Raw genomic sequence first — 23,297 nt, 5'->3', positions numbered from 1 at the left:
AAAGGTTCATTGTATTCTAGGGACTAGTAACTAGCCTCTAGAATCTCTCTTTACTTTTACAAACCATATCAATCTGTGTGGACACTCAAAACGATAATCATCGTATAAGGAGGTGATCCAGCGCCAGGTTCCCCTAGCGCTACCTTGTTACGACTTCACCCCAGTCATGAACCACAAAGTGGTGAGCGTCCTCCCGAAGGTTAAACTACCCACTTCTTTTGCAGCCCACTCCCATGGTGTGACGGGCGGTGTGTACAAGGCCCGGGAACGTATTCACCGTGGCATTCTGATCCACGATTACTAGCGATTCCGACTTCATGGAGTCGAGTTGCAGACTCCAATCCGGACTACGACGCACTTTTTGGGATTCGCTTACTCTCGCAAGTTCGCCGCCCTCTGTATGCGCCATTGTAGCACGTGTGTAGCCCTACTCGTAAGGGCCATGATGACTTGACGTCGTCCCCACCTTCCTCCGGTTTATCACCGGCAGTCTCCCTGGAGTTCCCACCCGAAGTGCTGGCAAACAAGGATAAGGGTTGCGCTCGTTGCGGGACTTAACCCAACATTTCACAACACGAGCTGACGACAGCCATGCAGCACCTGTCTTACAGTTCCCGAAGGCACCAAAGCATCTCTGCTAAGTTCTGTAGATGTCAAGAGTAGGTAAGGTTCTTCGCGTTGCATCGAATTAAACCACATGCTCCACCGCTTGTGCGGGCCCCCGTCAATTCATTTGAGTTTTAATCTTGCGACCGTACTCCCCAGGCGGTCTACTTAACGCGTTAGCTCCGAAAGCCACGGCTCAAGGCCACAACCTCCAAGTAGACATCGTTTACGGCGTGGACTACCAGGGTATCTAATCCTGTTTGCTCCCCACGCTTTCGCATCTGAGTGTCAGTATCTGTCCAGGGGGCCGCCTTCGCCACTGGTATTCCTTCAGATCTCTACGCATTTCACCGCTACACCTGAAATTCTACCCCCCTCTACAGTACTCTAGTCTGCCAGTTTCAAATGCAATTCCGAGGTTGAGCCCCGGGCTTTCACATCTGACTTAACAAACCACCTGCATGCGCTTTACGCCCAGTAATTCCGATTAACGCTCGCACCCTCCGTATTACCGCGGCTGCTGGCACGGAGTTAGCCGGTGCTTCTTCTGCAGCTAACGTCAAATCCATACGCTATTAACGCATGAACCTTCCTCACTGCTGAAAGTACTTTACAACCCGAAGGCCTTCTTCATACACGCGGCATGGCTGCATCAGGCTTGCGCCCATTGTGCAATATTCCCCACTGCTGCCTCCCGTAGGAGTCTGGACCGTGTCTCAGTTCCAGTGTGGCTGATCATCCTCTCAGACCAGCTAGGGATCGTCGCCTTGGTGAGCCCTTACCTCACCAACTAGCTAATCCCACCTGGGCATATCCTGACGCGAGAGGCCCGAAGGTCCCCCTCTTTGGCTCGAAAGCATTATGCGGTATTAGCCATCGTTTCCAATGGTTATCCCCCACATCAGGGCAATTTCCCAGGCATTACTCACCCGTCCGCCGCTCGACGCCGTTAACGTTCCCCGAAGGTTCAGTTAACTCGTTTCCGCTCGACTTGCATGTGTTAGGCCTGCCGCCAGCGTTCAATCTGAGCCATGATCAAACTCTTCAATTTAAAGTTTTGTTCGGCTCAATGAATACTGAACATTCCCTTCGCTAATAAATAGCGAAAGTAATGTTTGAATTGACTGTGCTGAGTCCGAAGACTCAATGGTCACTTCGTATCATTGAAACCTAAATTGTTTCCGAAGAAACTATTTGGATTATCATCAACGAGTGCCCACACAGATTGATAGGTTTATATTGTTAAAGAGCTAGTTTTGAGTCTCACTCAAAACGGACGGTCATTTTAGCGATTTAAGTTTTAGTGTCAACCACTTTTTTCAAACTTTTCTCAGCAATTTTTGCTGGGCTTTTAGACCTGCTGTTACGGTGAGTATCCTTATTGGAGCCTTGCCGTGTCAGCGAGGGGGCATTATAGATATCCGATGATACTTGGCAACCCCTTTTTCAAAAAAAATGGCATTTCTTTGCTATTCGATTAAAACATCACCTCAAAGCGTTATAAGCGAGCGTTTTCTTTACATATTTTTAAACTTTTCACCAAATAAGCGCACTTTTTCCCAGTTGGTGTACTCCACCTCTTTGGTTGTATCGGTTTCACCGCCTGTCATCGACATAATGAACTTAATCATAGTTTTATCGAACCAATTATAACGTGGGTAACGCAGCGCCCCGGCAAAAACACCAATCAGACTGGGTTGCCAAGCGGATTTGCTGAGGAAGGTTTTGATGTACGCACTCCCTTCTGGGGTGTCCTTTCCTTGCGCTTCTTTTCTCGCGGTCAGATTGACACAAATAAATGCTGCTTTGTGCTGCTGCAGTTGATCGAGGTTTCGCTCAATAAAACGATACAGTTGCTTATTTAAGTGGCCATAACGAATAGAGGCGCCGACCAGCACGCGCTCGTAGGGGGCAAAGTCGACCTGATCAACAAGGTGGAGATCGATGATGTCGCACTCCATGTCCAATTGTTGTTGCAGGGTGTGGAGAATTTTTTTTGTCTGTCCTTCACGGGAAGAATAGAGAAACAGCGCTTTTGACATAGGCTTCCTTTAACTTTTCCAAAAGGTAGGGGTCAGCAGAATCAGTAGGGTGAACACTTCGAGACGCCCAAACAACATAGAGACAATCAACACCCATTTGGCTTTATCATTCACATCGCCGAAGTGGAGCGCCACTTCGCCAAGACCCGGGCCTAAGTTGTTGAGCGTGGCGGCCACTGCGGAGAAGGCACTTAACTCATCCATGCCGGTCGCAATAAGACCCAGCATGCAAACCACAAAGACCAATGCGTAGGCAGAGAAAAATCCCCACACGGCATCGACCACTCGTTGTGATAGAGCACTTCCGCCGACTTTAATGGTGTACACCGCTCTTGGGTGAACCAGACGTTTGAGCTCTCGCACGCCTTGTAGTGTTAATAGTAGGATACGGATCACCTTCATCCCACCACCGGTCGAACCGGCGCAACCACCAATAAAAGAGGAGAACAGCAATAGGACGGGAAGAAACAGCGGCCACTCTGAAAATCCTGTGGTGGTAAAGCCTGCTGTTGTCGAAATCGAAACCGTCTGGAACAGCGCTTGGTCAAACGCATCGTATTTTGAGTCGTAAGAGTGATGATTCAATAACACGAGGAAACAGATGATAAAGAGCAGCGCTTGAATAAAGAGGAATGCGCGAAACTCGGGATCTTTCCAATAATATTTAGGGTGCACACCGCCAGAAGCAAAGGCGGCAAAGTGAAGTGAGTAGTTACAGGCAGAAATCAACAAGAACACCACAGTGATCATATTGATGGCGTAGCTATCGAAATAACCCATACTGGCGTCATGAGTAGAGAAGCCCCCGATCGCGATAGTCGAAAAGCTGTGGCTGATCGCATCGAATGGCGTCATGCCGGCCAACCAGAACGCAAGTGCACACGCGATCGTCAAACTGAGGTAGATATACCAAAGCGCTTTCGCAGTTTCTGCAATCCTCGGCGTCATCTTGGTATCTTTAACTGGACCTGGGATCTCAGCGCGATAAAGCTGCATACCACCGATACCCAGCACGGGTAATATCGCCACCGCGAGCACGATGATCCCCATGCCACCAAACCATTGCAGTATCTGACGATAAAAAAGGATCGCTTTTGGCAACTCATCCAGCCCAACAATGACGGTGGCCCCTGTCGTGGTCAGCGCAGAGAATGATTCAAAAAACGCATCGGTCACCGACACATTGGGGTAATCCGCCGCTAAAAAAGGCAGCGCCCCTGCACTGCCCAGTACCGTCCAAAACAGCACCACAATCAGAAAACCATCACGGGCTTTCAGTTCATGTTTATGACGACGATTCGGAAACCAACACACTGCGCCACAGGCAAGCAAAACAAAAAAGGTGGTGACAAAGGGCACGCCCGCACCATCTCGATAGATAAGTGCGACTAAAGCAGGCGCCAGCATGGTGACGCTAAATAAGGCCAGCAGTAGGCCGACGATGCGAATAATTGAACGAAATTGCATACAGAGACGACTATTGAAGCTTGGCTTCAGACTTCCTAATTATCATTGTTTTCCATCGAAAGAGGTGATGTTAGCTTTGGCGCCACTTTTATTGATGACCGCCTGGGTAAACACAGCGGCATCCCTCCGCTCTATCTCTACCACCAGCACGACATGATCGCTGTACTCGGCCGATACTTCCACGGCATTGAATTGCGGTAGCATCGCCTGCGCAATAGGCAGGAAGCCATAGTCTAACTCCAGTCGCAAGTTTGTGGTGATTTTTTTCTCAATTGTTTGAAGCAACTTAAGCGCTTGCCCCACACCGCCACCATAGGCTTTGACCAAGCCTCCCGTCCCCAGCTTGATACCACCTGAATAACGGGTGACGACTGCCGTCACTTCACCAACTCCCGATCCGGATAATTGAGCCAAAATGGGTTTGCCCGCCGTCCCCGACGGCTCACCATCATCACTGAATCCCCACAGCATGGAATTTTCCGGTCGCCCTGCGACAAAACCCCAACAATGGTGCCGAGCACTGGGGTGCGCCCGTCTCACTTGTTCGATAAACGCCTTGGCACTGTCGATACTCGGTGTATGGGCGAGCTGGGTGATAAAGACGCTCTTCTTTATCTCTTCTTCAAACACCGCAGGCTGCAAGGGAATTAAATAAGGGTGATCATTCATGGGCATAGCAAGTCTTGGCAAACTGGCGTGAGTCTAACATGAGAGCGGTTTGCGCGTCGTCTAAGATTTGTTCAAGCGCACAATGTTAAACACTTGTTTGAAAAATGTATTGAATTTGTCCAATGAGCGATCCACACTAAGTTCTCTGGTCTAACCAGAGCAATAAATATAACAACTTTCCTAGTTAATCTTGCGTGGTCCATAACGACCGGTTCGCGAGATCAACACGCAATCCACGATTGTATGTCATGGAGATAGACAATGATTTACCAAGCCGACACCCTACAGGTAAAGGAATTAAAAGACGGGTTAGCTGAACTCTGTTTCTGCTCTCCACAATCCGTTAACAAACTCGATCTCGCCACACTCGAGTCTCTCGATAAGGCGCTCGATGCCCTCGCTCAACATTCCGGTCTTAAAGGTCTGCTGCTGACTTCAGACAAAGACGCGTTCATTGTTGGCGCCGACATCACCGAATTCTTAGGTTTGTTTGCCAAACCAGAAGCCCAGCTCGATACGTGGCTCCAATTCGCCAACAGCATCTTCAATAAGCTTGAAGATCTCCCAGTGCCGACCGTCTCTGTAGTCAAAGGCCACACCTTAGGTGGCGGTTGTGAGTGTGTACTCGCTACCGACATGCGCATTGGCGATAAAACCACCAGCATCGGCCTACCTGAGACCAAACTGGGCATCATGCCAGGCTTTGGTGGCTGTGTTCGCCTACCGCGCGTGATCGGCGCAGACAGCGCGATGGAAGTGATCACTCAAGGCAAAGCCTGCCGTGCAGACGAAGCACTGGCGATCGGATTGTTGGACGCCGTCGTCGACTCTGAGAGACTTTACGACTCTGCGCTGAGCACGCTCACCCTAGCCGTCAATGAGAAAATCGACTGGCAAGCTCGCCGCAAACAAAAAACCTCCGCGCTGACGCTCAGCAAGCTCGAATCTATGATGAGCTTTACCATGGCCAAAGGGTTAGTCGCCCAGAAAGCAGGCCCACACTACCCAGCGCCGATGACGGCGGTCAAGACCATCGAACAAGGCGCAGGTTTTGCGCGCGATGAAGCGCTGGCCATTGAACGTAAACACTTTATTACGTTGGCAAAATCCGAGGAAGCGAAGGCGTTAGTTGGCCTGTTCTTGAACGATCAATACATCAAAGGGATTGCCAAGAAAGCAGAAAAATCGGCCGACAAAGCCACGGCGCGAGCTGCGGTACTTGGCGCAGGCATCATGGGCGGCGGTATTGCCTACCAATCCGCCCTCAAAGGGGTACCGGTGCTAATGAAAGACATTGCTCAGCCATCACTGGATCTGGGCATGACCGAAGCCTCTAAGCTACTCAACAAGCAGCTTGAACGTGGCCGTATTGATGGCTTCAAAATGGCAGGCATCCTTGCTTCCATCACACCAAGCTTGCACTACGCGGGCATTGAGCAAGCTGATGTTGTCGTCGAAGCTGTGGTTGAAAACCCGAAAGTCAAAGCCGCCGTGCTGAGTGAAGTTGAGCAGCAGGTGAGCGAAGAGACGGTGATCACCTCGAACACATCGACTATCCCAATCAACTTGCTGGCGAAGTCGCTGTCTCGCCCAGACAAATTCTGTGGTATGCACTTCTTTAACCCAGTACACCGCATGCCATTGGTCGAGATCATCCGTGGTGAACACACCTCAGACGACACCATCAACCGCGTGGTCGCCTATGCGGCTAAGATGGGCAAATCCCCGATTGTGGTCAATGACTGCCCGGGATTTTTCGTCAACCGTGTGCTCTTCCCTTACTTTGGCGGCTTTAGCTTGCTACTGCGTGATGGGGCCGATTTCACCCAAGTCGATAAAGTCATGGAGCGTCAATTTGGTTGGCCGATGGGCCCTGCTTACTTGCTCGATGTGGTCGGTATTGATACGGCGCATCATGCTCAAGCCGTCATGGCGCAAGGCTTCCCAGAGCGTATGGGTAAATCGGATCGCGATGCGATTGATGCGCTGTTTGATGCAAACAAGTACGGCCAGAAAAACGGCAGTGGCTTCTACAGCTACAGCATCGATCGAAAAGGCAAACCGAAGAAAACCTTCAGTGATGATGTGTTACCGCTGCTCGCTGAAGTGACGCAATCGTCGCAAGCGTTTGATGACCAAACCATTATTCAACGCATGATGATTCCAATGATCAACGAAGTGGTGCTGTGTCTTGAAGAGGGCATCATCGCCTCTCCTCAAGAAGCGGACATGGCGCTGGTTTATGGTCTTGGCTTCCCTCCATTCCGTGGTGGGGTGTTCCGTTATCTCGATAGTGTGGGCATTGCTGAGTTTGTCGCAATGGCGCAGCAATACTCGGATCTGGGTGCGATGTACCAGGTGCCAAAACTGCTCAAAACCATGGCTGAAAAAGGCGAGACCTTCTATGGCCAACAGCAGCAAAGTTCTATATAAGGAGATTTCAGCATGACTACCCACACTAGAAACGTTGTCGTTGTCGATTGTCTACGTACTCCGATGGGACGTTCAAAAGGCGGCGCATTCCGCCATACGCGTGCAGAAGATTTATCGGCACATTTAATGAAAGGCATCTTGGCCCGTAACCCGCAGGTGAACCCAAGCGAGATTGAAGACATTTACTGGGGCTGTGTGCAACAAACCCTTGAGCAAGGCTTCAATATTGCCCGTAACGCCGCGCTCCTCGCAGGGCTGCCGATTGAGATTGGTGCCGTGACGGTTAACCGTCTGTGCGGCTCCTCAATGCAAGCGCTGCACGATGGCACGCGCGCCATCATGACAGGCGATGCAGAGATCTGTCTGATTGGTGGTGTCGAGCACATGGGGCACGTTCCAATGAATCATGGCGTCGACTTTCACCCAGGCATGTCAAAACACGTAGCGAAAGCGGCGGGTATGATGGGTCTCACCGCGGAGATGCTCGGCAAACTGCACCAGATCAGTCGTGAGCAGCAAGATGCGTTCGCGGCACGTTCGCACGCAAGAGCTCACGCAGCCACGGTCGAAGGCCGTTTTAAGAACGAGATTCTTCCAACCGAAGGTCACGCCGCAGACGGCACACTGTTTACCCTCGACTTTGATGAAGTAATTCGTCCAGAAACCTCGGTCGAAGGTCTGTCTCAGTTGCGCCCCGTGTTTGACCCTGCCAACGGTACCGTCACTGCAGGCACCTCTTCCGCCCTGTCTGATGGCGCCTCAGCCATGTTGATCATGAGTGAGGAGAAAGCCAAAGAGCTTGGTCTCACCATTCGCGCTCGCATCAAAGGTATGGCGATTGCCGGTTGCGATCCTTCCATCATGGGATACGGACCTGTACCTGCAACACAAAAAGCCCTCAAGCGCGCTGGCCTCTCTATTGATGATATGGATGTGGTTGAGCTCAATGAGGCTTTCGCCGCCCAGGCTCTGCCTGTTGCGAAAGATCTCGGCTTACTGGACGTGATGGATGAAAAGGTCAACCTGAATGGCGGCGCTATCGCTCTCGGTCACCCGTTAGGCTGCTCAGGTTCACGCATCTCAACTACCTTGATCAATCTTATGGAAGCGCAAGACGCCAAATACGGATTAGCGACCATGTGTATCGGTCTAGGTCAAGGCATCGCGACGGTGTTTGAACGCCCATAAGGCGTGTCAAATAATGTCAAAAGAGCCGCTTTGCGGCTCTTTTACTATCTATACCTATTACACTAAAGTGTTTTCAGCCCCCACTTTTCGGCGGTCTGTTTGAAAAATCCTTGGGTTTTCTTCAACTCAACCCAGTGATTAATGTAATTGATCCATACTTGGTCATCTTGGGGTAACAGCATCGCGATCGGGGTGGGCTTTCTTGCCTCTTTGACAGGCACAATCGCCAGCTGTTGAAACTTCTCGACCAAGGTCGCAGCTTCCACGTTGGAGGTCACCGAGACGTCCGCGCGGCGCGCCAATAGCTCTTGAAAATCACGAGCGGGTGCTTCGATGACAATGTGCTGCGCAGAAGGGAAAAACGCTTTCACCATCTTTTCTTGTACGGTACCCAGTGTGGCAGCCACTTTGACGTCAGGCGAGTCAAAATCAGACCAGTCAGAGAAACGCTCCAGATCCTTCTTCTGCACAACCGGGACAAAAGCGAGATAAAAATAGGGCTGACTGTACCCCGCTACCTTAGCGCGAGACATATTGAGCGACGCACTGCCTGTAATGTCATATTTGTTGGCAGTCACGCCATTGACCAAGGTTTTCCAGTCAGTGGCGACAAACTCGACACTGACCCCTAGGTCTTTGGCTAATTCGGTGGTCACATCGATATCAAACCCTCGATAACTATTGGTCGCCGGGTCTTTCATCGTCATTGGATTCCAGTCGCCAGTCGTACCAACACGCAGAACGCCTGAATCTAAAATCTGATGGAGGCGACTGCCTTTAGCCATCGCTTGCGGGAGCGACAACAAGCTGATGAGCAGTGCAAAGATGATCGGTTTCATTTTATCGTCCTTAGTCATTACACGAATTCCACTTTCATTGTTAACATAGCAGTAAGAAACGGATTTTCTAGTCTAAACAAGGTGTAATGTGACCACTAAAGTATGGGTGTTGATCACTACGCTGCTGCTGACTGGCTGCAGTGACTATCAATGGGGATGGTATGTACTCGATCCTACCACCGAGCAAGGCCGAGCAAATGTGCTGTTTTTGATGGGTGGATTTGGTGAGACGGTGCAGATCTCCTTGCTCAGTATGGTGCTCGCGATGAGCCTTGGCTTGATGGTCGCGATGCCTGCCTTATCTAACCTGAGAGTGTTACGTTGGTTTAATCGCCTCTATGTCGAAAGCGTACGCTCAGTCCCGGTGCTCGTTTTGCTGCTGTGGGTCTATTATGGGATGCCTACCTTACTCGATCTTTCCTTAAACCATTTCTGGGCAGGCGTGATAGCCCTAACGATCGCCGAAAGCGCCTTTATGGCGGAAGTCTTTCGCGGTGGTATTCAAGCCATTAGCCGAGGTCAACGCGAAGCCTCTGAATCGTTAGGACTCAGTTACTGGCAGACCATGCGCTTTGTGATGTTGCCACAAGCCTTCCGTCAGATTTTGCCGCCACTGGGAAACCAATTTGTCTATATCCTCAAAATGAGTTCGTTGGTCAGTGTCATTGGTCTGAGCGATCTGACCCGCAGAGCGAACGAGCTGGTGGTCACCGAATACTTACCTTTGGAGATATACACCTTCTTGGTGCTCGAATATCTATTGCTTATCTTATTGGTCTCTCAAGCCGTGCGCTGGCTAGAAAAGCGCATTGCGATTCCAAGCTTATAGATAGAAAAAAGCCGCTTCAATGAAGCGGCTTTGAAACTGAGCATAGACGATTATTTTTTCTTCACCGGACGCTGCCAGCCTGTAATCTTGCGCTCTTTAGCGCGAGTGATGACTAACTCACCTTGTGCAACGTCTTTCGTCAGCGTCGTGCCTGCGCCTATGGTCGCGCCATCAGCAATCGTCACTGGTGCCACCAGCTGGCTGTCTGAGCCAACAAACACGTCGTTGCCGATGATGGTTTTGAACTTGTTTGCGCCATCGTAGTTACACGTAATCGTACCCGCGCCAATGTTGGTGCGCTCACCAATCTCAGCATCGCCAAGATAAGTGAGATGGTTGGCTTTTGAACCCTGACCAAGACGCGCGTTTTTCACTTCAACAAAGTTACCAACGTGGGCATCTTTCTTCAGCTCTGCGCCAGGGCGAAGACGGGTAAATGGCCCAACGGTACACTCTTCACCGACCGTAGCACCTTCAATCACGCTGTATGGGCGCACAATGGTGTTGTCGTCGATTTCGCAATCTTTGAGCACACACCCAGCGCCAATCACTACGTTATCGCCAAGAGAGACGCTACCTTCAATCACAACATTGACGTCAATCTCACAGTCCATACCGCATTGCAGCTCACCACGCAAATCAAAACGTGCTGGGTCACGCAGCATCACGCCTTGTTCAAGCAGCTTGCGAGCTTGCATGGATTGGAAGGCACGTTCTAAGCGCGCCAACTGATTGCGATCGTTCACCCCTTCCACTTCGATAGGATTGACTGGGTGAACGGCCTCGACAGCGCGTCCTTCGTCGTGCGCGGCCGCAATGACATCGGTGAGGTAATATTCACCTTGCGCGTTTTGGTTGTTGAGGCCAGATAGCCAGCGCTTAAGATCGCCGCCTGTCGCAACCATCACACCTGTGTTGATCTCTTTGATTTGACGCTGCTCTTCGGTGGCATCTTTTTGTTCAACGATCGCCACAACAGGGCCATTCTTACGGACGATACGGCCATAGCCTGTTGGGTTGTCTAAGACGACAGTCAAGAGCGCGATACCGCCGGTAGGCTGCGCATCAAGCAGACTCTCAATGGTCTCTTCCGAGATCAAAGGCACGTCGCCGTACAACACCAGGATCTTTTCATCATCTTGAAACTGATCCGACGCTTGATCCACCGCATGACCTGTCCCTAATTGATCCGCTTGCAATACCCAGTTAACCGACTCTTGGCTCAGTTCAGCTTGCATTTGATCGCCACCGTGTCCATAGACGAGATGGATGTTTTGCGCGCCGAGCCCAGAGCAAGTATCAATCACGTGCTTCACCATGGGTTTACCCGCTAGGGTATGCAGTACCTTTGGCTTGTTAGAGTACATGCGAGTCCCTTTGCCCGCCGCGAGAATCACCGCGCTAAACTTCATGAAATTACCTATAGACGTTGTCATAAAAACTTGAGGGGTATTCTAGACACTAATCAACGATTAGTTAATGAAATCGGAAAATTTTCCGTTAAAAATTAAGCAGCCACCAGCCTTCTCGCCACCTAAGTTGGCTAACTCACGGCGCTCTGCTCGGTTGGCGAAACTGTTTCACTCGGAGAAAATAGGTTGCGGTAAATAAACAAAAGCCCCGAGCGAACTCGAGGCTTTATCTAGCGATTCAACGCACAATCATACTAGCGACGGCTGCTGCGTCTCACGAGCTCAATGACTTTCAATTGAGCGACCGCTTTCGCCAGCTCAGCCGCAGCTTTCGCGTAATCAACGTCACCGTGAGGTAGGTTGATCAGCTCTTCTGCACGCTGTTTTGCTTCTTCCGCTTTTGCTTTGTCTAGGTCTTCACCTCGAACAGCGGTATCCGCCAAGATGGTGACATCGTGAGCCTGTACTTCAAGAATACCGCCCGAAAGGTAAATAATTTCTTCCTCACCTTTCTTTGTTACGATGCGAACCATACCAGGACGAATCAGCGTCAACAACGGAGTATGACCCGCTAAAACACCGAGATCACCCTCTTCACCTGAAACTTGAATGCTGCGAGCATAGCCAGAGAAAATACGCTCTTCGGCACTCACAACGTCTAGGTTAAAGGTCACTGATGCAGTCATAACGCCTCCTTAAAGTCTTCGCTTACATCTTCTTCGCGTTTTCTAGAGCGTCGTCGATGCTTCCGCAGTACATAAATGCCTGCTCAGGAATATCATCATACTCACCAGAAAGAAGACCTTTAAAGCCACGAAGTGTCTCTGTAAGAGGTACGTATACACCCGGGTCACCCGTAAAGACTTCCGCTACGTGGTAAGGCTGAGTCAAGAAACGCTCAATCTTACGTGCACGAGATACGACTTGCTTATCTTCTTCAGATAGCTCGTCCATACCTAGGATAGCGATGATGTCTTTCAGCTCTTTGTAGCGCTGAAGTGTCTGCTGAACGCCACGAGCGATGTCGTAGTGCTCTTGACCAACGACCATTGGGTCAAGCTGACGAGACGTTGAGTCAAGTGGGTCGATCGCTGGGTATAGACCCATAGCTGCGATGTTACGGTTAAGTACAACCGTTGCATCCAAGTGCGCGAACGTGGTGGCTGGAGACGGGTCAGTCAAGTCATCCGCTGGTACGTATACCGCCTGTACAGACGTGATAGAACCCGCTTTTGTTGACGTGATACGCTCCTGAAGTACACCCATCTCTTCTGCAAGAGTTGGCTGGTAACCTACTGCAGAAGGCATACGACCTAGCAGTGCAGATACTTCCGTACCCGCCAGCGTGTAACGGTAGATGTTATCAACGAACAGTAGAACGTCACGTCCTTCGTCACGGAAACGCTCAGCCATCGTTAGACCTGTCAGTGCAACACGTAGACGGTTGCCTGGTGGCTCGTTCATCTGACCGTAAACCATCGCAACCTTTGATTCTTCAGGTTTTTCGATGTTTACTACGCCCGCTTCCTGCATTTCGTAGTAGAAGTCGTTACCCTCACGAGTACGCTCACCTACACCCGCGAATACAGAAAGACCAGAGTGTTGTAGTGCGATGTTGTTGATAAGTTCCATCATGTTAACGGTCTTACCTACACCTGCACCACCGAATAGACCGATTTTACCACCCTTAGCGAATGGACAAACTAGGTCGATTACTTTTACGCCGGTTTCTAGAAGCGCTGTCTCGTTTGATTGCTCTTCGTAGCTTGGCGCTTGACGGTGGATAGAGTAAACCTCTTCTGCACCGATTTCGCCACGCTCGTCAATCGCGTCACCTAGAACGTTCATGATACGACCTAGGGTCTTAGTACCTACTGGTACTGAAATTGGAGCGCCTGTGTTAACCACTTCCACTCCGCGACGTAAACCATCAGAGCTACCCATTACGATACAACGAACTACGCCACCGCCTAGCTGTTGCTGAACTTCAAGAACAAGACGCTCTTTTGAGTCCGTAACGTTTAGAGCGTCATATACACTTGGTACATCGCTCTGTGGGAACTCTACGTCGACTACCGCACCGATGATCTGTACGATCTTACCTGTAGCCATCGTTAATCCTCTAAATTTAATCTGCCTAAATTACACTGCTGCCGCACCAGAAACGATCTCGGATAGCTCTTGTGTAATCGCCGCTTGACGGGCTTTGTTGTACACAAGCTCTAGTTCATCGATCAAGTTTCCAGCATTGTCAGATGCTGCTTTCATAGCAATCATACGAGCAGCCATTTCGCACGCTAAGTTTTCAACCACAGCCTGGTACACCTGAGACTCGATATAACGAGACATCAAGGTATTGAGCAGAACCTTTTGGTCTGACTCAAACATATAGCTCCACGCATGCTTGAACGACTCATCGTCACTCATGGACTTAGGCAAAGGTATTAATTGATCAATTTTGGGTTGCTGTGTCATTGAGTTCACAAACTCATTGAACACTAGGTACAAGCGATCGATTTCACCCTCTTCATACTTCTTAAGCATGACTTTGATAGAACCGATCAGATCATCTAATGATGGCGTGTCTCCCAAACCTGAGGTTTGAGCGACAATCTTCGCACCTATGCTATTGAAGTAAGATGTGGCTTTTGAACCGATCACTGCCAGCTCAATCTCTACACCTTGATTCGACCAATCGTTCATCTCCTTGACGGCTTGCTTGAACAAGTTAATGTTCAAGCCGCCACAAAGACCACGATCGGTCGATACCACAATATACCCAACGCGCTTAGCGCCACGTTCTACAAGGAATGGATGTTTGTATTCCAAGGTACCGTGCGCTAAATGACCAATGACTTTACGTATTATTTCAGCGTAAGGACGAGGGCCTTCCATTGCATCTTGCGTACGACGCATTTTGGAAGCCGCTACCATTTCCATCGCTTTCGTGATTTTTTGAGTGCTTTTGACACTACCAATCTTGCTACGAATTTCTTTTGTATTGGCCATCGTTACTCTCCGTTAATTACAAAACTTGCTTGTAATTACCAAGTTTGGGTTGCTTTGAAATCATCAACCAAGGCTTTCAGTTGAGCTTCGATTTCATCGTTGTAAGCGCCAGACTTGTCGATCTCAGCTGCAAAATCTGCATGCTGAGCACGAGCATACGATAGTAGAGCACCTTCAAAGTCGAGGACTTTGTTGAGCTCGATATCATCGAGATAGCCACGTTCCGCCGCGAAAATAGACAATGCTTGGTCAAACACTGACATTGGCGCGTACTGCTGCTGCTTCATCAATTCAGTCACTTTCTGACCGTGATTTAGCTGGCGTTTGGTCGCTGCATCAAGATCCGATGAGAACTGAGCAAAGGCTGCCAATTCACGGTATGCCGCCAATGCAGTACGGATACCACCTGACAGTTTCTTGATGATTTTCGTCTGAGCCGAACCACCTACACGAGATACTGAGATACCTGGGTCAACCGCTGGGCGTACACCCGCGTTGAACAGTTCAGTTTGTAGGAAGATCTGACCGTCGGTAATCGAGATTACGTTGGTCGGTACGAATGCCGATACGTCACCCGCTTGAGTTTCGATGATAGGTAGCGCAGTCAAAGAGCCTGTCTTACCTTTCACTTCACCGTTGGTGAAACGCTCTACGTACTCTTCGTTTACTCGCGCAGCGCGCTCTAGTAGACGTGAGTGGAGGTAGAATACGTCACCCGGGAAAGCCTCACGGCCTGGTGGACGTTTTAGGAGTAGAGAGATCTGACGGTAAGCAACCGCTTGTTTAGACAGGTCATCGTAAACAATCAGTGCATCTTCACCGCGGTCACGGAAGTACTCACCCATCGCACAACCTGCGTATGGCGCTAGGTATTGAAGCGCTGCAGATTCAGAAGCCGATGCTACGACAACAATCGTGTTCTGCAGTGCGCCGTGCTCTTCTAGTTTGCGAACCACGTTAGCAATGGTCGATGCTTTTTGACCAATCGCTACGTAGATAGAGAAAATACCCGAGTCTTTCTGGTTGATGATGGCATCGATCGCCATCGCCGTTTTACCAGTCTGACGGTCACCGATGATAAGCTCACGCTGACCACGACCGATTGGGATCATTGAGTCAACAGACTTGTAACCGGTTTGAACAGGCTGATCAACCGATTTACGGTCGATAACACCTGGTGCAATCACTTCAACTGGTGAGCTCAGTTTCGCATCGATAGGACCTTTGCCATCAATTGGTTGACCCAGTGTGTTAACCACACGGCCAAGCAGCTCAGGGCCTACAGGTACTTCAAGGATGCGTCCAGTACCCGTCACTTTCATCCCTTCTTTAAGGTCTGCGTACGGGCCCATCACTACAGCACCAACAGAGTCGCGCTCTAGGTTTAATGCCAATGCAAAACGATCACCTGGAAGCTCGATCATTTCACCTTGCATCACATCTTCAAGACCGTGAATGCGGAGAATACCGTCACTTACAGAGACGATCGTACCCTCATTACGAACTTCAGACACGACATTGAATTTTTCAATGCGCTGTCTAATCAGTTCGCTAATTTCCGTGGAATTAAGTTGCATTGCTCCAATTCCCCTAATTTAAGACTTAATAACGTCTTTAAGACGAGTTAAACGGCTAACGAGTGAGTTATCCAACACAGTATCGCCATCACGGATAACCGCGCCGCCGATCAAGTGCGCATCAACGATACAGTTTAATTTCACTGTGCCACCAAAACGCTGTTCAAGGCTGGCGATAAGCTGCGACTTTTGCGCTTCAGACAATTCAGTAGACGTCGTAACCGTCACCTCTTTCGTGTTTGAAGCCTTGTCTGCCAGTTTCTTGTACTGCTGATAAATATCACTTAACGCTGAGGTGCGACGATTCTCGATCACCACTTTCAAAAAGTTTTGAAAGGGTTCATCAAAGTATTCCCCGCCAACATCAACATACAATTGCACTAGTTGCTCAGGCTGCAAACTCAAAGCAGCGGTCTTTAGCTCTTTTACTGAAGACATCTCTTTGGCAAATGCAAGCATCTGTGACCATTGTTCAATGGCACTATTATCACTCGCAAAGCCGTATGCAGCCTTAGCATATGGTCGAGCAATAGTTGTCAAATCCGACATACTGATGCCCTCTTGTTATAGTTTTGCTGAAATACTATCAAGGATGTCTTGATGTGCAGCTGGATCAATAGAACGCTCGATCACTTTCTCTGCGCCAAGAATCACTAAGCTCGCCACGTCTTTCTTCAGCTCATTGCGCGCACGCAATGTTTCTGCTTCCAGCTCAGCTTTACCTTGAGAAAGAATATGATCTCGCTCGACAGTAGCTTCGTTGCGGGCTTCATCCAAAATCTGAGCTTTGCGTTTATTCGCTTGCTCGATGATTTCTAATGCTTGTTTCTTCGCGTCTTTCAGCTGGTCTGCCGCATTGTGCTTGGCAAGCTCTAACGCTTTGTCCGCACGTGCAGCCGACTCTAGACCTTCAGAGATCTTCTTTTGGCGTTCTTCAATAGCAGCAATTAATGGTGGCCACACGAACTTCATGCAGAACCACACAAAAATTAGAAATGCTATTGCTTGTCCCAGCAGAGTAGCATTGATATTCACAATGACCCTCCTTTACCTATTCTTAGTTTCGAAACATCGAAACGACGTATCATGAATGAATAAGAGAGGTCTATTACAGTGCGAATAGCATGTACATAGAGATACCAACACCGATCATTGGAACCGCATCCAATAGACCCGCGATGATGAACATGTTGGTTTGTAGAACAGGCGCCATTTCAGGCTGGCGAGCAACTGACTCAAGGAACTTACCACCAAGGATCGCGAAACCAAAACCTGTTGCGATAGCACACATGCCTAGTAGTAGACCTACAACCAAATAAATTTCCATAATTATCTCCAAATCAGATTTGATAAAAAAGTTAGGTAAAAATTAATGTGAATCGTTACTTGCCATGCTGAGGTAAACAACAGTCAGCATTGTAAAAATGAAGGCTTGTAAAACAATTACTAATATGTGGAAGATTGCCCAAATGACGTGCGCGACGACACCTAATCCACCCAATACAACACCAGCACCGTAGGTCACAGCGATCAGAATAAAGATCAACTCGCCCGAGTACATGTTGCCGTAAAGACGTAAAGAAAGAGACACCGGCTTAGCCAGCAATGAGACACTTTCCAAAACTAAGTTGAAAGGAATTAACGCTTTATTGTTAATTGGGTGAAGCGTAAATTCTTTCACAAATCCTTTAAATCCTTTGTACTTGATGTAGTAAACCACCGTCAGTACTAGGACACCTAATGCAAGTGCTAGCGTGATGTTTAAGTCAACCGTTGGTACGATCTTAAAGTACTCAAAGCCAGCCGCCCCCATTAGATGAGGAATAAAGTCAACGGGTACTAGATCCATCAAGTTCATGAGGAAAATCCACACAAACAAGGTGAGAGCTAGTGGTGCGACTAATTTATCACGACCATGGAAAGCATCTTTTACAATGGCATCGACTTGCTCTACGACCATTTCGATAAAACATTGCAGCTTACCAGGCGTGCCTGTGGTTGCATTTTTTCCGACACGATAAAACAACCACAAAAATAGTGCACCTAGACCAACAGAGAACAACAATGAATCCCAATGTAAGGTCCAGAACCCAGCGTCGGCACAACCATAGTTGGTTGCTACGCCACCATCAACCACACAAATCTTCGCGTTGGTTAGGTGGTGCTGAATATATTCCTGCGGAGTATCAGCCATGGTTAATCCCATTTTTATGAAAAAATAAAATTGGTGATAACCAGAAGATCAGCAGTGTGAGCTTGTAACCTGTAAAGAACGCCCCTGGTTTGAGGAACTCGTTGACAGAAAACACCAACACAAACATCACTATGGTAAACACCAGCTTTAACGCCCATCCCACCATCAGGAAGCCAAGAAGAACTTTCCCATCGGACCCTGGTTTAGGGAAAAACGTAAACAGGGCATAAATGTAATTACCCATCACCGCGATAAAGCCGCCTTTTAAAACAAAGCGAGCCGTTTCAGGGCTGATCATCACATAAGCCAAGCTCCCGATGAGGAGCACAAATATCAGCTGGAGGTGGACGAGTCTAAAAGCAGCTCTTCCTTGCTTGCTTCGATTTGCACTAAACATCAAAAGCACCTGTTTCTGTATCTAACACCGCATTGATCACAGTCAATGCATGGTGAAAAAAAGCACGAAAATTATATAGTTCTTACCCAAAAACACAATAATTGCTTCGGTGATAAGCTTTATTCCTACTAGGAAGTGTGAGCTAGGAAGCGGAATCGATGTTTTGTAGTTGTTTTAACATCGATTGAAGTTGCTCATTGTCTGCAAAGTTGATGACAATTTTACCATCGCCTTTTGTTGACATTTGTAGGGCAACTTTTGTGTTTAATTGTTCAGACAAATGCTTTAACGACAACTCCGTCGTGTTATCAATTTCTGGTTTTGGCGTGGTTGATTCAACTTCGCCCTGGAGCGTCTTTTTTACTAAGTTTTCTGTTTGACGCACCGTCAGTTTTTTCTTGGCAACGTGATTGGCGAGAGCCACTTGCTGCGTGGCTTCTAACGCCAGTAACGCGCGAGCATGGCCCATCTCAATCAATTTGGCCGACATCAAGGCTTTCACTTCATTGTCTAACTGGTTGAGTCTTAACAAGTTACTCACAGTGGTGCGTGACTTGCCAATCGCATCCGCCACTTGCTGATGAGTCAATTCAAATTCGTCTTGAAGACGCTCCAATGCTTGGGCTTCTTCAATTGCATTGAGGTCTTCGCGCTGAATGTTTTCAATCAATGCCATCGCAACCGCCGCACGGTCTTCGACATTTTTGACCACGCAAGGCACTTGCTTAAGGCCCGCTTTACGCGCCGCACGCCAGCGACGTTCACCAGCGATGATTTCGTATTTGTCCGCCTCTACCTGACGCACAACAATCGGCTGGATAATCCCTTGCGACTCTATCGATGAGGCCAACTCTTCGAGCGCTTCAGGCTCCATCTCTTTGCGGGGCTGATACACGCCCGGTTGTAACGCATTGATACTCAGTTCAGTCAAATGCCCATCGGACGACAACGCTTGGCTATTGAGCGCACTTTGCTGTTTCTCACGCGCCAGTGAGCTGGTCGATAGCAGAGCGTCAAGCCCTTTACCTAAACCACGTTTAGACATAAGACGGAATCCTTCGGTTGATTATGCGGGTACTTCTTCGCGGCGAAGCATTTCTCCAGCAAGGGCAAGGTACGCTTTTGCGCCCGCTGAATACTTGTCGTAATACATGGCAGGTTTGCCATGACTCGGCGCTTCGGCCAAGCGAACATTTCGGGGAATAACAGTGCGGTACACTTTGTTGCCAAAGTGCTTTTTGAGTTGATCGGACACTTCATTCGAGAGGCGATTACGCGGGTCATACATGGTGCGTAACAAGCCCTCGATTCTTAGATTTTCGTTGACGACAGCAGCGAGCTTGCTGATCGTATCCATCAATGCCGTTAACCCTTCTAACGCGAAATACTCGCACTGCATCGGAACCAAGACGGAATCAGCTGCAGCCATAGCATTGATTGTAAGAAGGTTTAGCGACGGAGGACAATCGATAAAGATGAAATCATAGTTATCACGAACGGAGGATAAGGCGTGCTTGAGACGCACTTCGCGGGCAAACACTTCCATTAATTTGATTTCTGCGGCGGTGACATCACCGTTAGCCGCGATCAAATCGTAATTGCCAGATGTCTTACGACAGACCACCTCTTCGAACGGTACGTCTTCAACCAGCAGTTCATAGGCCGTGGCGTCGACTTGGTACTTATCGACACCGCTTGCCATGGTTGCGTTTCCTTGTGGGTCGAGGTCAATGACCAACACTTTGCGCTTAGTCGCAGCCATAGATGCGGCTAAGTTGACACAGGTCGTTGTTTTACCCACGCCACCTTTTTGGTTAGCAATTGCTACGATTTTTCCCACAGTGAACCTCGCTATTAATCCTTGCGCGATAAGATTACTAGATGACGCTCGCCTTCCAACTCTGGAACATTCAAAGCTTTGATCTCGCTCACAGAACACCAGTCGGGCAATTGTTCAATCTCATCCTGAGGCAATTGACCTTTCAGCGCCAGAAACACGCCTGACTCCGCTTTTGGAAGGTGATGACACCAACTGACCATGTCTACCATAGAAGCGAATGCGCGACTTAGAACAGCGTCAAACTTCTCTTCTGGTTGAAACTCTTCGACGCGACTTTGAATCGGCGTCACGTTTTTTATCCCCAGCTCATGCAGCACTTGTTTGATAAAGCGAATGCGTTTGCCGAGACTGTCGAGCAAATAAAAGGTTTTGTCTGGGTGCATGATCGCCAAGGGGATCCCTGGCAATCCTGGGCCAGTGCCGACATCGATAAAGCGCTCACCAACTAAGTGAGTACTCACAACAATGCTATCCAAGATGTGTTTAACTAACATCTCAAACGGGTCACGCACTGAGGTCAGGTTATAGGCTTTGTTCCACTTGTCCAGCATTGCCACATAGCCCACCAACTGCTCGCGTTGTGCATCAGAGACCTGCAAGTCAGTGGTCGCGATCAGCGCATCGAGTTTGTCACGTAGTGCGCTCATGCCGCTTCCTCACCTTTTTTCAACATACCGTGCTTTTTCAAATGCACCAACAAAATGGAGATCGCGGCTGGCGTAATACCTGAGATACGAGAAGCAATACCAATCGACTCAGGTTTGGCTTCTGACAGCTTGGCAATCACTTCGTTCGACAAACCTTTCACTTGTCGGTAATCCAAATCGAGCGGCAACTTGGTGTGTTCATGACGCAATGATTTCTCAATCTCGTCTTGCTGACGCTTGATGTAACCTTCGTACTTGACTTGTATCTCCACTTGCTCTGCCGCTTGCTGATCATCCAGCGCAGGCTGGAAGGTCTCTAGCGAGGTCAGCTGCTGATAGGTGATTTCAGGGCGACGAAGAAGATCTTCACCGCTTGCTTCACGCACTAACGGAGTTTTCAGTAGATCGTTCAGCGCATCGATCCCCGCCGATTTCGGGTTGATCCAGATATCTTGTAGGCGCTGACGCTCTTTTTCCATCTGCTCGATCTTTTGATTGAATCGCGTCCAACGCGCCTCACTCACCAAGCCCAATTCATGTGCTTTTTCGGTCAAACGCAGATCGGCGTTGTCTTCACGCAGCAGCAAACGGTACTCGGCACGTGAGGTGAACATACGGTAAGGTTCTTTCGTGCCCATGGTCGAGAGGTCATCAATCAACACGCCCATGTAGGCTTGGTCACGTCGTGGGTTCCAACCTTCTTTGCCCTGGCTGTGCAAACTGGCGTTCAAACCGGCCATCAAACCTTGTGCCGCCGCTTCTTCGTAACCGGTGGTACCGTTGATCTGGCCCGCAAAGAACAGACCAGAGATAAATTTGGTTTCATAGGTTTGCTTGAGATCGCGTGGGTCGAAGAAATCGTATTCGATTGCGTATCCCGGACGCACGATGTGCGCGTTTTCAAACCCTTTCATTGAACGCACGATTTGAACCTGAACATCGAACGGCAAGCTGGTGGAAATACCATTGGGGTAGAGTTCGTGTGTCGTCAAGCCTTCCGGCTCAATGAAAATCTGGTGGCTGTTCTTATCCGCAAAACGCATCACTTTGTCTTCAATCGACGGACAGTAACGTGGCCCAATCCCTTCAATCACCCCGGCGTACATTGGGCTACGATCGAGGTTGTTGCGGATCACTTCGTGGGTGCTCTCGTTGGTGTGCGTGATGTAACACGGGATTTGCGCCGGATGTTGGCGACGATCACCTAAAAACGAGAATACCGGGGTCGGGTTGTCACCGTGTTGCACTTCTAGCTGTGAGAAATCCACACTGCGTGCATCGATGCGCGGAGGCGTACCGGTTTTCAAACGATCAACGCGAAACGGTAATTCACGCAGACGATCCGCAAGCGCGATCGATGGTGGATCCCCAGCGCGGCCACCAGAAGCGCTTTCCATGCCAATGTGGATCTTGCCACCTAGGAATGTCCCGACGGTAAGTACCACTGCTTTGGCGCGAAACTTGAGACCCATTTGAGTCACCACACCCACCGCCACTTCGTTTTCAACAATCAGGTCATCCACCGATTGTTGGAATAGGGTTAGGTTTGGCGCATTTTCCAACGCATGGCGAACATACGCTTTGTACAAAGCACGATCCGCTTGAGCGCGAGTGGCGCGTACCGCTGGGCCTTTGGAAGCGTTGAGTGTACGAAATTGAATACCTGCGTGGTCGATGGCTTGTGCCATCAAACCGCCCATTGCATCGACCTCTTTGACAAGATGGCCTTTACCGATCCCACCAATGGCAGGGTTACATGACATCTGTCCTAGGGTGTCGATATTGTGCGTCAGCAACAGCGTCTTTTGACCTGTACGTGCAGACGCGAGGGCGGCTTCCGTTCCTGCATGACCGCCACCGACAACGATGACGTCAAAGTTTTCGTGATAAAGCATGAACTGACCTCAGGTATTCAATCAAGCAATAGAAAAGTTAAAAGAGCGTTATTCTACCTTCTTTCCAAGGGAGAGAAAATGCTTTTGACGCTTTTGTCTTAAAGGGCTGAAACTCTTATATATATAAGATCTATATATATGATCTTTTATTAGATCTACTATTAGGATCGACGATCTCTGTGGATAACTAAAAAATGATCAACAAGATCATGGATCTTTTTATGATCATATCATGTGATCTTACCTTGATCAG

At 49.1% G+C, this 23,297-nt stretch carries 21 protein-coding genes and 1 rRNA gene; 3 read left to right on the top strand and 19 right to left on the bottom strand.

From position 1 onward, the window contains the following. Positions 1–105: 105 nt before the first annotated feature. From AC6R03_RS18185 to AC6R03_RS18170, 4 genes are all read right to left on the bottom strand, one after another. Positions 106–1,657 (bottom strand): 16S ribosomal RNA (locus AC6R03_RS18185). A 466-nt stretch (positions 1,658–2,123) separates the two neighbouring features. Next, positions 2,124–2,648, bottom strand: a complete 525-nt coding sequence (gene hemG, locus AC6R03_RS18180) for a menaquinone-dependent protoporphyrinogen IX dehydrogenase (protein WP_334555554.1) — start codon at positions 2,646–2,648, stop codon at positions 2,124–2,126. A gap of 9 nt (positions 2,649–2,657) precedes the next feature. Further along, the gene (locus tag AC6R03_RS18175) at positions 2,658–4,115 is read right to left on the bottom strand and encodes a TrkH family potassium uptake protein (protein ID WP_500630496.1); all 1,458 of its coding nucleotides are present in this window, start codon (positions 4,113–4,115) and stop codon (positions 2,658–2,660) included. A gap of 42 nt (positions 4,116–4,157) precedes the next feature. Beyond that, positions 4,158–4,784 (bottom strand): YigZ family protein, encoded by a 627-nt coding sequence (locus tag AC6R03_RS18170; protein ID WP_334555556.1) that lies wholly within the window; start codon positions 4,782–4,784, stop codon positions 4,158–4,160. A 261-nt stretch (positions 4,785–5,045) separates the two neighbouring features. On the opposite strand from AC6R03_RS18170, the gene fadB reads away from it, so the two are divergent. After that, positions 5,046–7,217 (top strand): fatty acid oxidation complex subunit alpha FadB, encoded by a 2,172-nt coding sequence (gene fadB / locus AC6R03_RS18165; RefSeq protein ID WP_500628948.1) that lies wholly within the window; start codon positions 5,046–5,048, stop codon positions 7,215–7,217. Between the two features lie 12 nt (positions 7,218–7,229). Beyond that, positions 7,230–8,405, top strand: a complete 1,176-nt coding sequence (fadA, locus tag AC6R03_RS18160; protein WP_334555551.1) for an acetyl-CoA C-acyltransferase FadA — start codon at positions 7,230–7,232, stop codon at positions 8,403–8,405. 62 nt (positions 8,406–8,467) lie between these two features. On the opposite strand, the gene AC6R03_RS18155 is transcribed toward fadA, so the two are convergent. After that, a complete protein-coding gene (locus AC6R03_RS18155) occupies positions 8,468–9,190 on the bottom strand; it encodes a transporter substrate-binding domain-containing protein (protein ID WP_500630526.1) in 723 nt (240 codons plus the stop codon). Positions 9,191–9,332: 142 nt separating this feature from the next. Between AC6R03_RS18155 and AC6R03_RS18150 the strand changes: the two genes are divergently transcribed. Further along, positions 9,333–10,073, top strand: a complete 741-nt coding sequence (locus AC6R03_RS18150; protein ID WP_500630497.1) for an amino acid ABC transporter permease — start codon at positions 9,333–9,335, stop codon at positions 10,071–10,073. A 50-nt stretch (positions 10,074–10,123) separates the two neighbouring features. On the opposite strand, the gene glmU is transcribed toward AC6R03_RS18150, so the two are convergent. The 14 genes from glmU to mnmG form a co-directional block, all read right to left on the bottom strand. After that, positions 10,124–11,485, bottom strand: a complete 1,362-nt coding sequence (gene glmU / locus AC6R03_RS18145) for a bifunctional UDP-N-acetylglucosamine diphosphorylase/glucosamine-1-phosphate N-acetyltransferase GlmU (protein ID WP_500630498.1) — start codon at positions 11,483–11,485, stop codon at positions 10,124–10,126. Between the two features lie 254 nt (positions 11,486–11,739). Then, the gene (locus AC6R03_RS18140) at positions 11,740–12,171 is read right to left on the bottom strand and encodes a F0F1 ATP synthase subunit epsilon (protein ID WP_487902950.1); all 432 of its coding nucleotides are present in this window, start codon (positions 12,169–12,171) and stop codon (positions 11,740–11,742) included. A gap of 22 nt (positions 12,172–12,193) precedes the next feature. After that, a complete protein-coding gene (gene atpD, locus AC6R03_RS18135) occupies positions 12,194–13,597 on the bottom strand; it encodes a F0F1 ATP synthase subunit beta (protein ID WP_500630499.1) in 1,404 nt (467 codons plus the stop codon). A 30-nt stretch (positions 13,598–13,627) separates the two neighbouring features. Beyond that, complete coding sequence (atpG, locus tag AC6R03_RS18130) at positions 13,628–14,494, bottom strand: F0F1 ATP synthase subunit gamma (protein ID WP_334555543.1); 867 nt, start codon at positions 14,492–14,494, stop codon at positions 13,628–13,630. Between the two features lie 35 nt (positions 14,495–14,529). Next, positions 14,530–16,071, bottom strand: a complete 1,542-nt coding sequence (gene atpA, locus AC6R03_RS18125; RefSeq protein ID WP_500626267.1) for a F0F1 ATP synthase subunit alpha — start codon at positions 16,069–16,071, stop codon at positions 14,530–14,532. An 18-nt stretch (positions 16,072–16,089) separates the two neighbouring features. Next, on the bottom strand, positions 16,090–16,620 hold the full coding sequence (locus tag AC6R03_RS18120; protein WP_487902951.1) for a F0F1 ATP synthase subunit delta: 531 nt from the start codon (positions 16,618–16,620) through the stop codon (positions 16,090–16,092). Positions 16,621–16,635: 15 nt separating this feature from the next. After that, positions 16,636–17,106: a F0F1 ATP synthase subunit B gene (gene atpF / locus AC6R03_RS18115; RefSeq protein ID WP_487902952.1), complete on the bottom strand. Its 471-nt coding sequence runs from the start codon at positions 17,104–17,106 to the stop codon at positions 16,636–16,638. Positions 17,107–17,179: 73 nt separating this feature from the next. Continuing rightward, entirely contained in the window at positions 17,180–17,398 is a 219-nt protein-coding gene (gene atpE, locus AC6R03_RS18110) for a F0F1 ATP synthase subunit C (RefSeq protein ID WP_334555539.1), read from the bottom strand. 42 nt (positions 17,399–17,440) lie between these two features. After that, complete coding sequence (gene atpB, locus AC6R03_RS18105) at positions 17,441–18,265, bottom strand: F0F1 ATP synthase subunit A (RefSeq protein WP_334555538.1); 825 nt, start codon at positions 18,263–18,265, stop codon at positions 17,441–17,443. Further along, entirely contained in the window at positions 18,258–18,662 is a 405-nt protein-coding gene (locus AC6R03_RS18100) for an ATP synthase subunit I (protein ID WP_334555537.1), read from the bottom strand. The genes atpB and AC6R03_RS18100 overlap by 8 nt, the downstream gene beginning before the upstream one ends. Positions 18,663–18,804: 142 nt before the next feature. After that, entirely contained in the window at positions 18,805–19,707 is a 903-nt protein-coding gene (locus tag AC6R03_RS18095) for a ParB/RepB/Spo0J family partition protein (RefSeq protein ID WP_500626268.1), read from the bottom strand. A gap of 21 nt (positions 19,708–19,728) precedes the next feature. Then, positions 19,729–20,502, bottom strand: coding sequence for a ParA family protein (locus AC6R03_RS18090; RefSeq protein WP_334555535.1), 774 nt, complete (start codon positions 20,500–20,502; stop codon positions 19,729–19,731). 14 nt (positions 20,503–20,516) lie between these two features. Continuing rightward, entirely contained in the window at positions 20,517–21,149 is a 633-nt protein-coding gene (gene rsmG, locus AC6R03_RS18085) for a 16S rRNA (guanine(527)-N(7))-methyltransferase RsmG (protein WP_500630500.1), read from the bottom strand. After that, positions 21,146–23,044: a tRNA uridine-5-carboxymethylaminomethyl(34) synthesis enzyme MnmG gene (gene mnmG, locus AC6R03_RS18080; protein ID WP_500630501.1), complete on the bottom strand. Its 1,899-nt coding sequence runs from the start codon at positions 23,042–23,044 to the stop codon at positions 21,146–21,148. Before mnmG ends, rsmG begins: the two co-directional genes overlap by 4 nt. Positions 23,045–23,297 lie beyond the last annotated feature (253 nt).

The sequence above is a fragment of the Vibrio sp. R10-SG-ISO4 genome (assembly GCF_059834135.1).
The sequence above is the reverse complement of the archived record's forward strand: the minus strand, read 5'-3'. Positions and strand labels throughout refer to the sequence as shown.

Coding starts and splice junctions, on each gene's coding strand:
- fadB (WP_500628948.1), top strand. CDS start 5,046: ATGATTTACCAAGCCGACACCCTACAGGTAAAGGAATTAAAAGACGGG.
- atpA (WP_500626267.1), bottom strand. CDS start 16,071: ATGCAACTTAATTCCACGGAAATTAGCGAACTGATTAGACAGCGCATT.
- glmU (WP_500630498.1), bottom strand. CDS start 11,485: ATGAAGTTTAGCGCGGTGATTCTCGCGGCGGGCAAAGGGACTCGCATG.
- AC6R03_RS18120 (WP_487902951.1), bottom strand. CDS start 16,620: ATGTCGGATTTGACAACTATTGCTCGACCATATGCTAAGGCTGCATAC.
- atpG (WP_334555543.1), bottom strand. CDS start 14,494: ATGGCCAATACAAAAGAAATTCGTAGCAAGATTGGTAGTGTCAAAAGC.
- fadA (WP_334555551.1), top strand. CDS start 7,230: ATGACTACCCACACTAGAAACGTTGTCGTTGTCGATTGTCTACGTACT.
- AC6R03_RS18175 (WP_500630496.1), bottom strand. CDS start 4,115: ATGCAATTTCGTTCAATTATTCGCATCGTCGGCCTACTGCTGGCCTTA.
- rsmG (WP_500630500.1), bottom strand. CDS start 21,149: ATGAGCGCACTACGTGACAAACTCGATGCGCTGATCGCGACCACTGAC.
- AC6R03_RS18140 (WP_487902950.1), bottom strand. CDS start 12,171: ATGACTGCATCAGTGACCTTTAACCTAGACGTTGTGAGTGCCGAAGAG.
- atpE (WP_334555539.1), bottom strand. CDS start 17,398: ATGGAAATTTATTTGGTTGTAGGTCTACTACTAGGCATGTGTGCTATC.
- hemG (WP_334555554.1), bottom strand. CDS start 2,648: ATGTCAAAAGCGCTGTTTCTCTATTCTTCCCGTGAAGGACAGACAAAA.
- atpD (WP_500630499.1), bottom strand. CDS start 13,597: ATGGCTACAGGTAAGATCGTACAGATCATCGGTGCGGTAGTCGACGTA.
- AC6R03_RS18155 (WP_500630526.1), bottom strand. CDS start 9,190: ATGGCTAAAGGCAGTCGCCTCCATCAGATTTTAGATTCAGGCGTTCTG.
- AC6R03_RS18095 (WP_500626268.1), bottom strand. CDS start 19,707: ATGTCTAAACGTGGTTTAGGTAAAGGGCTTGACGCTCTGCTATCGACC.
- AC6R03_RS18100 (WP_334555537.1), bottom strand. CDS start 18,662: ATGTTTAGTGCAAATCGAAGCAAGCAAGGAAGAGCTGCTTTTAGACTC.
- AC6R03_RS18170 (WP_334555556.1), bottom strand. CDS start 4,784: ATGAATGATCACCCTTATTTAATTCCCTTGCAGCCTGCGGTGTTTGAA.
- atpB (WP_334555538.1), bottom strand. CDS start 18,265: ATGGCTGATACTCCGCAGGAATATATTCAGCACCACCTAACCAACGCG.
- mnmG (WP_500630501.1), bottom strand. CDS start 23,044: ATGCTTTATCACGAAAACTTTGACGTCATCGTTGTCGGTGGCGGTCAT.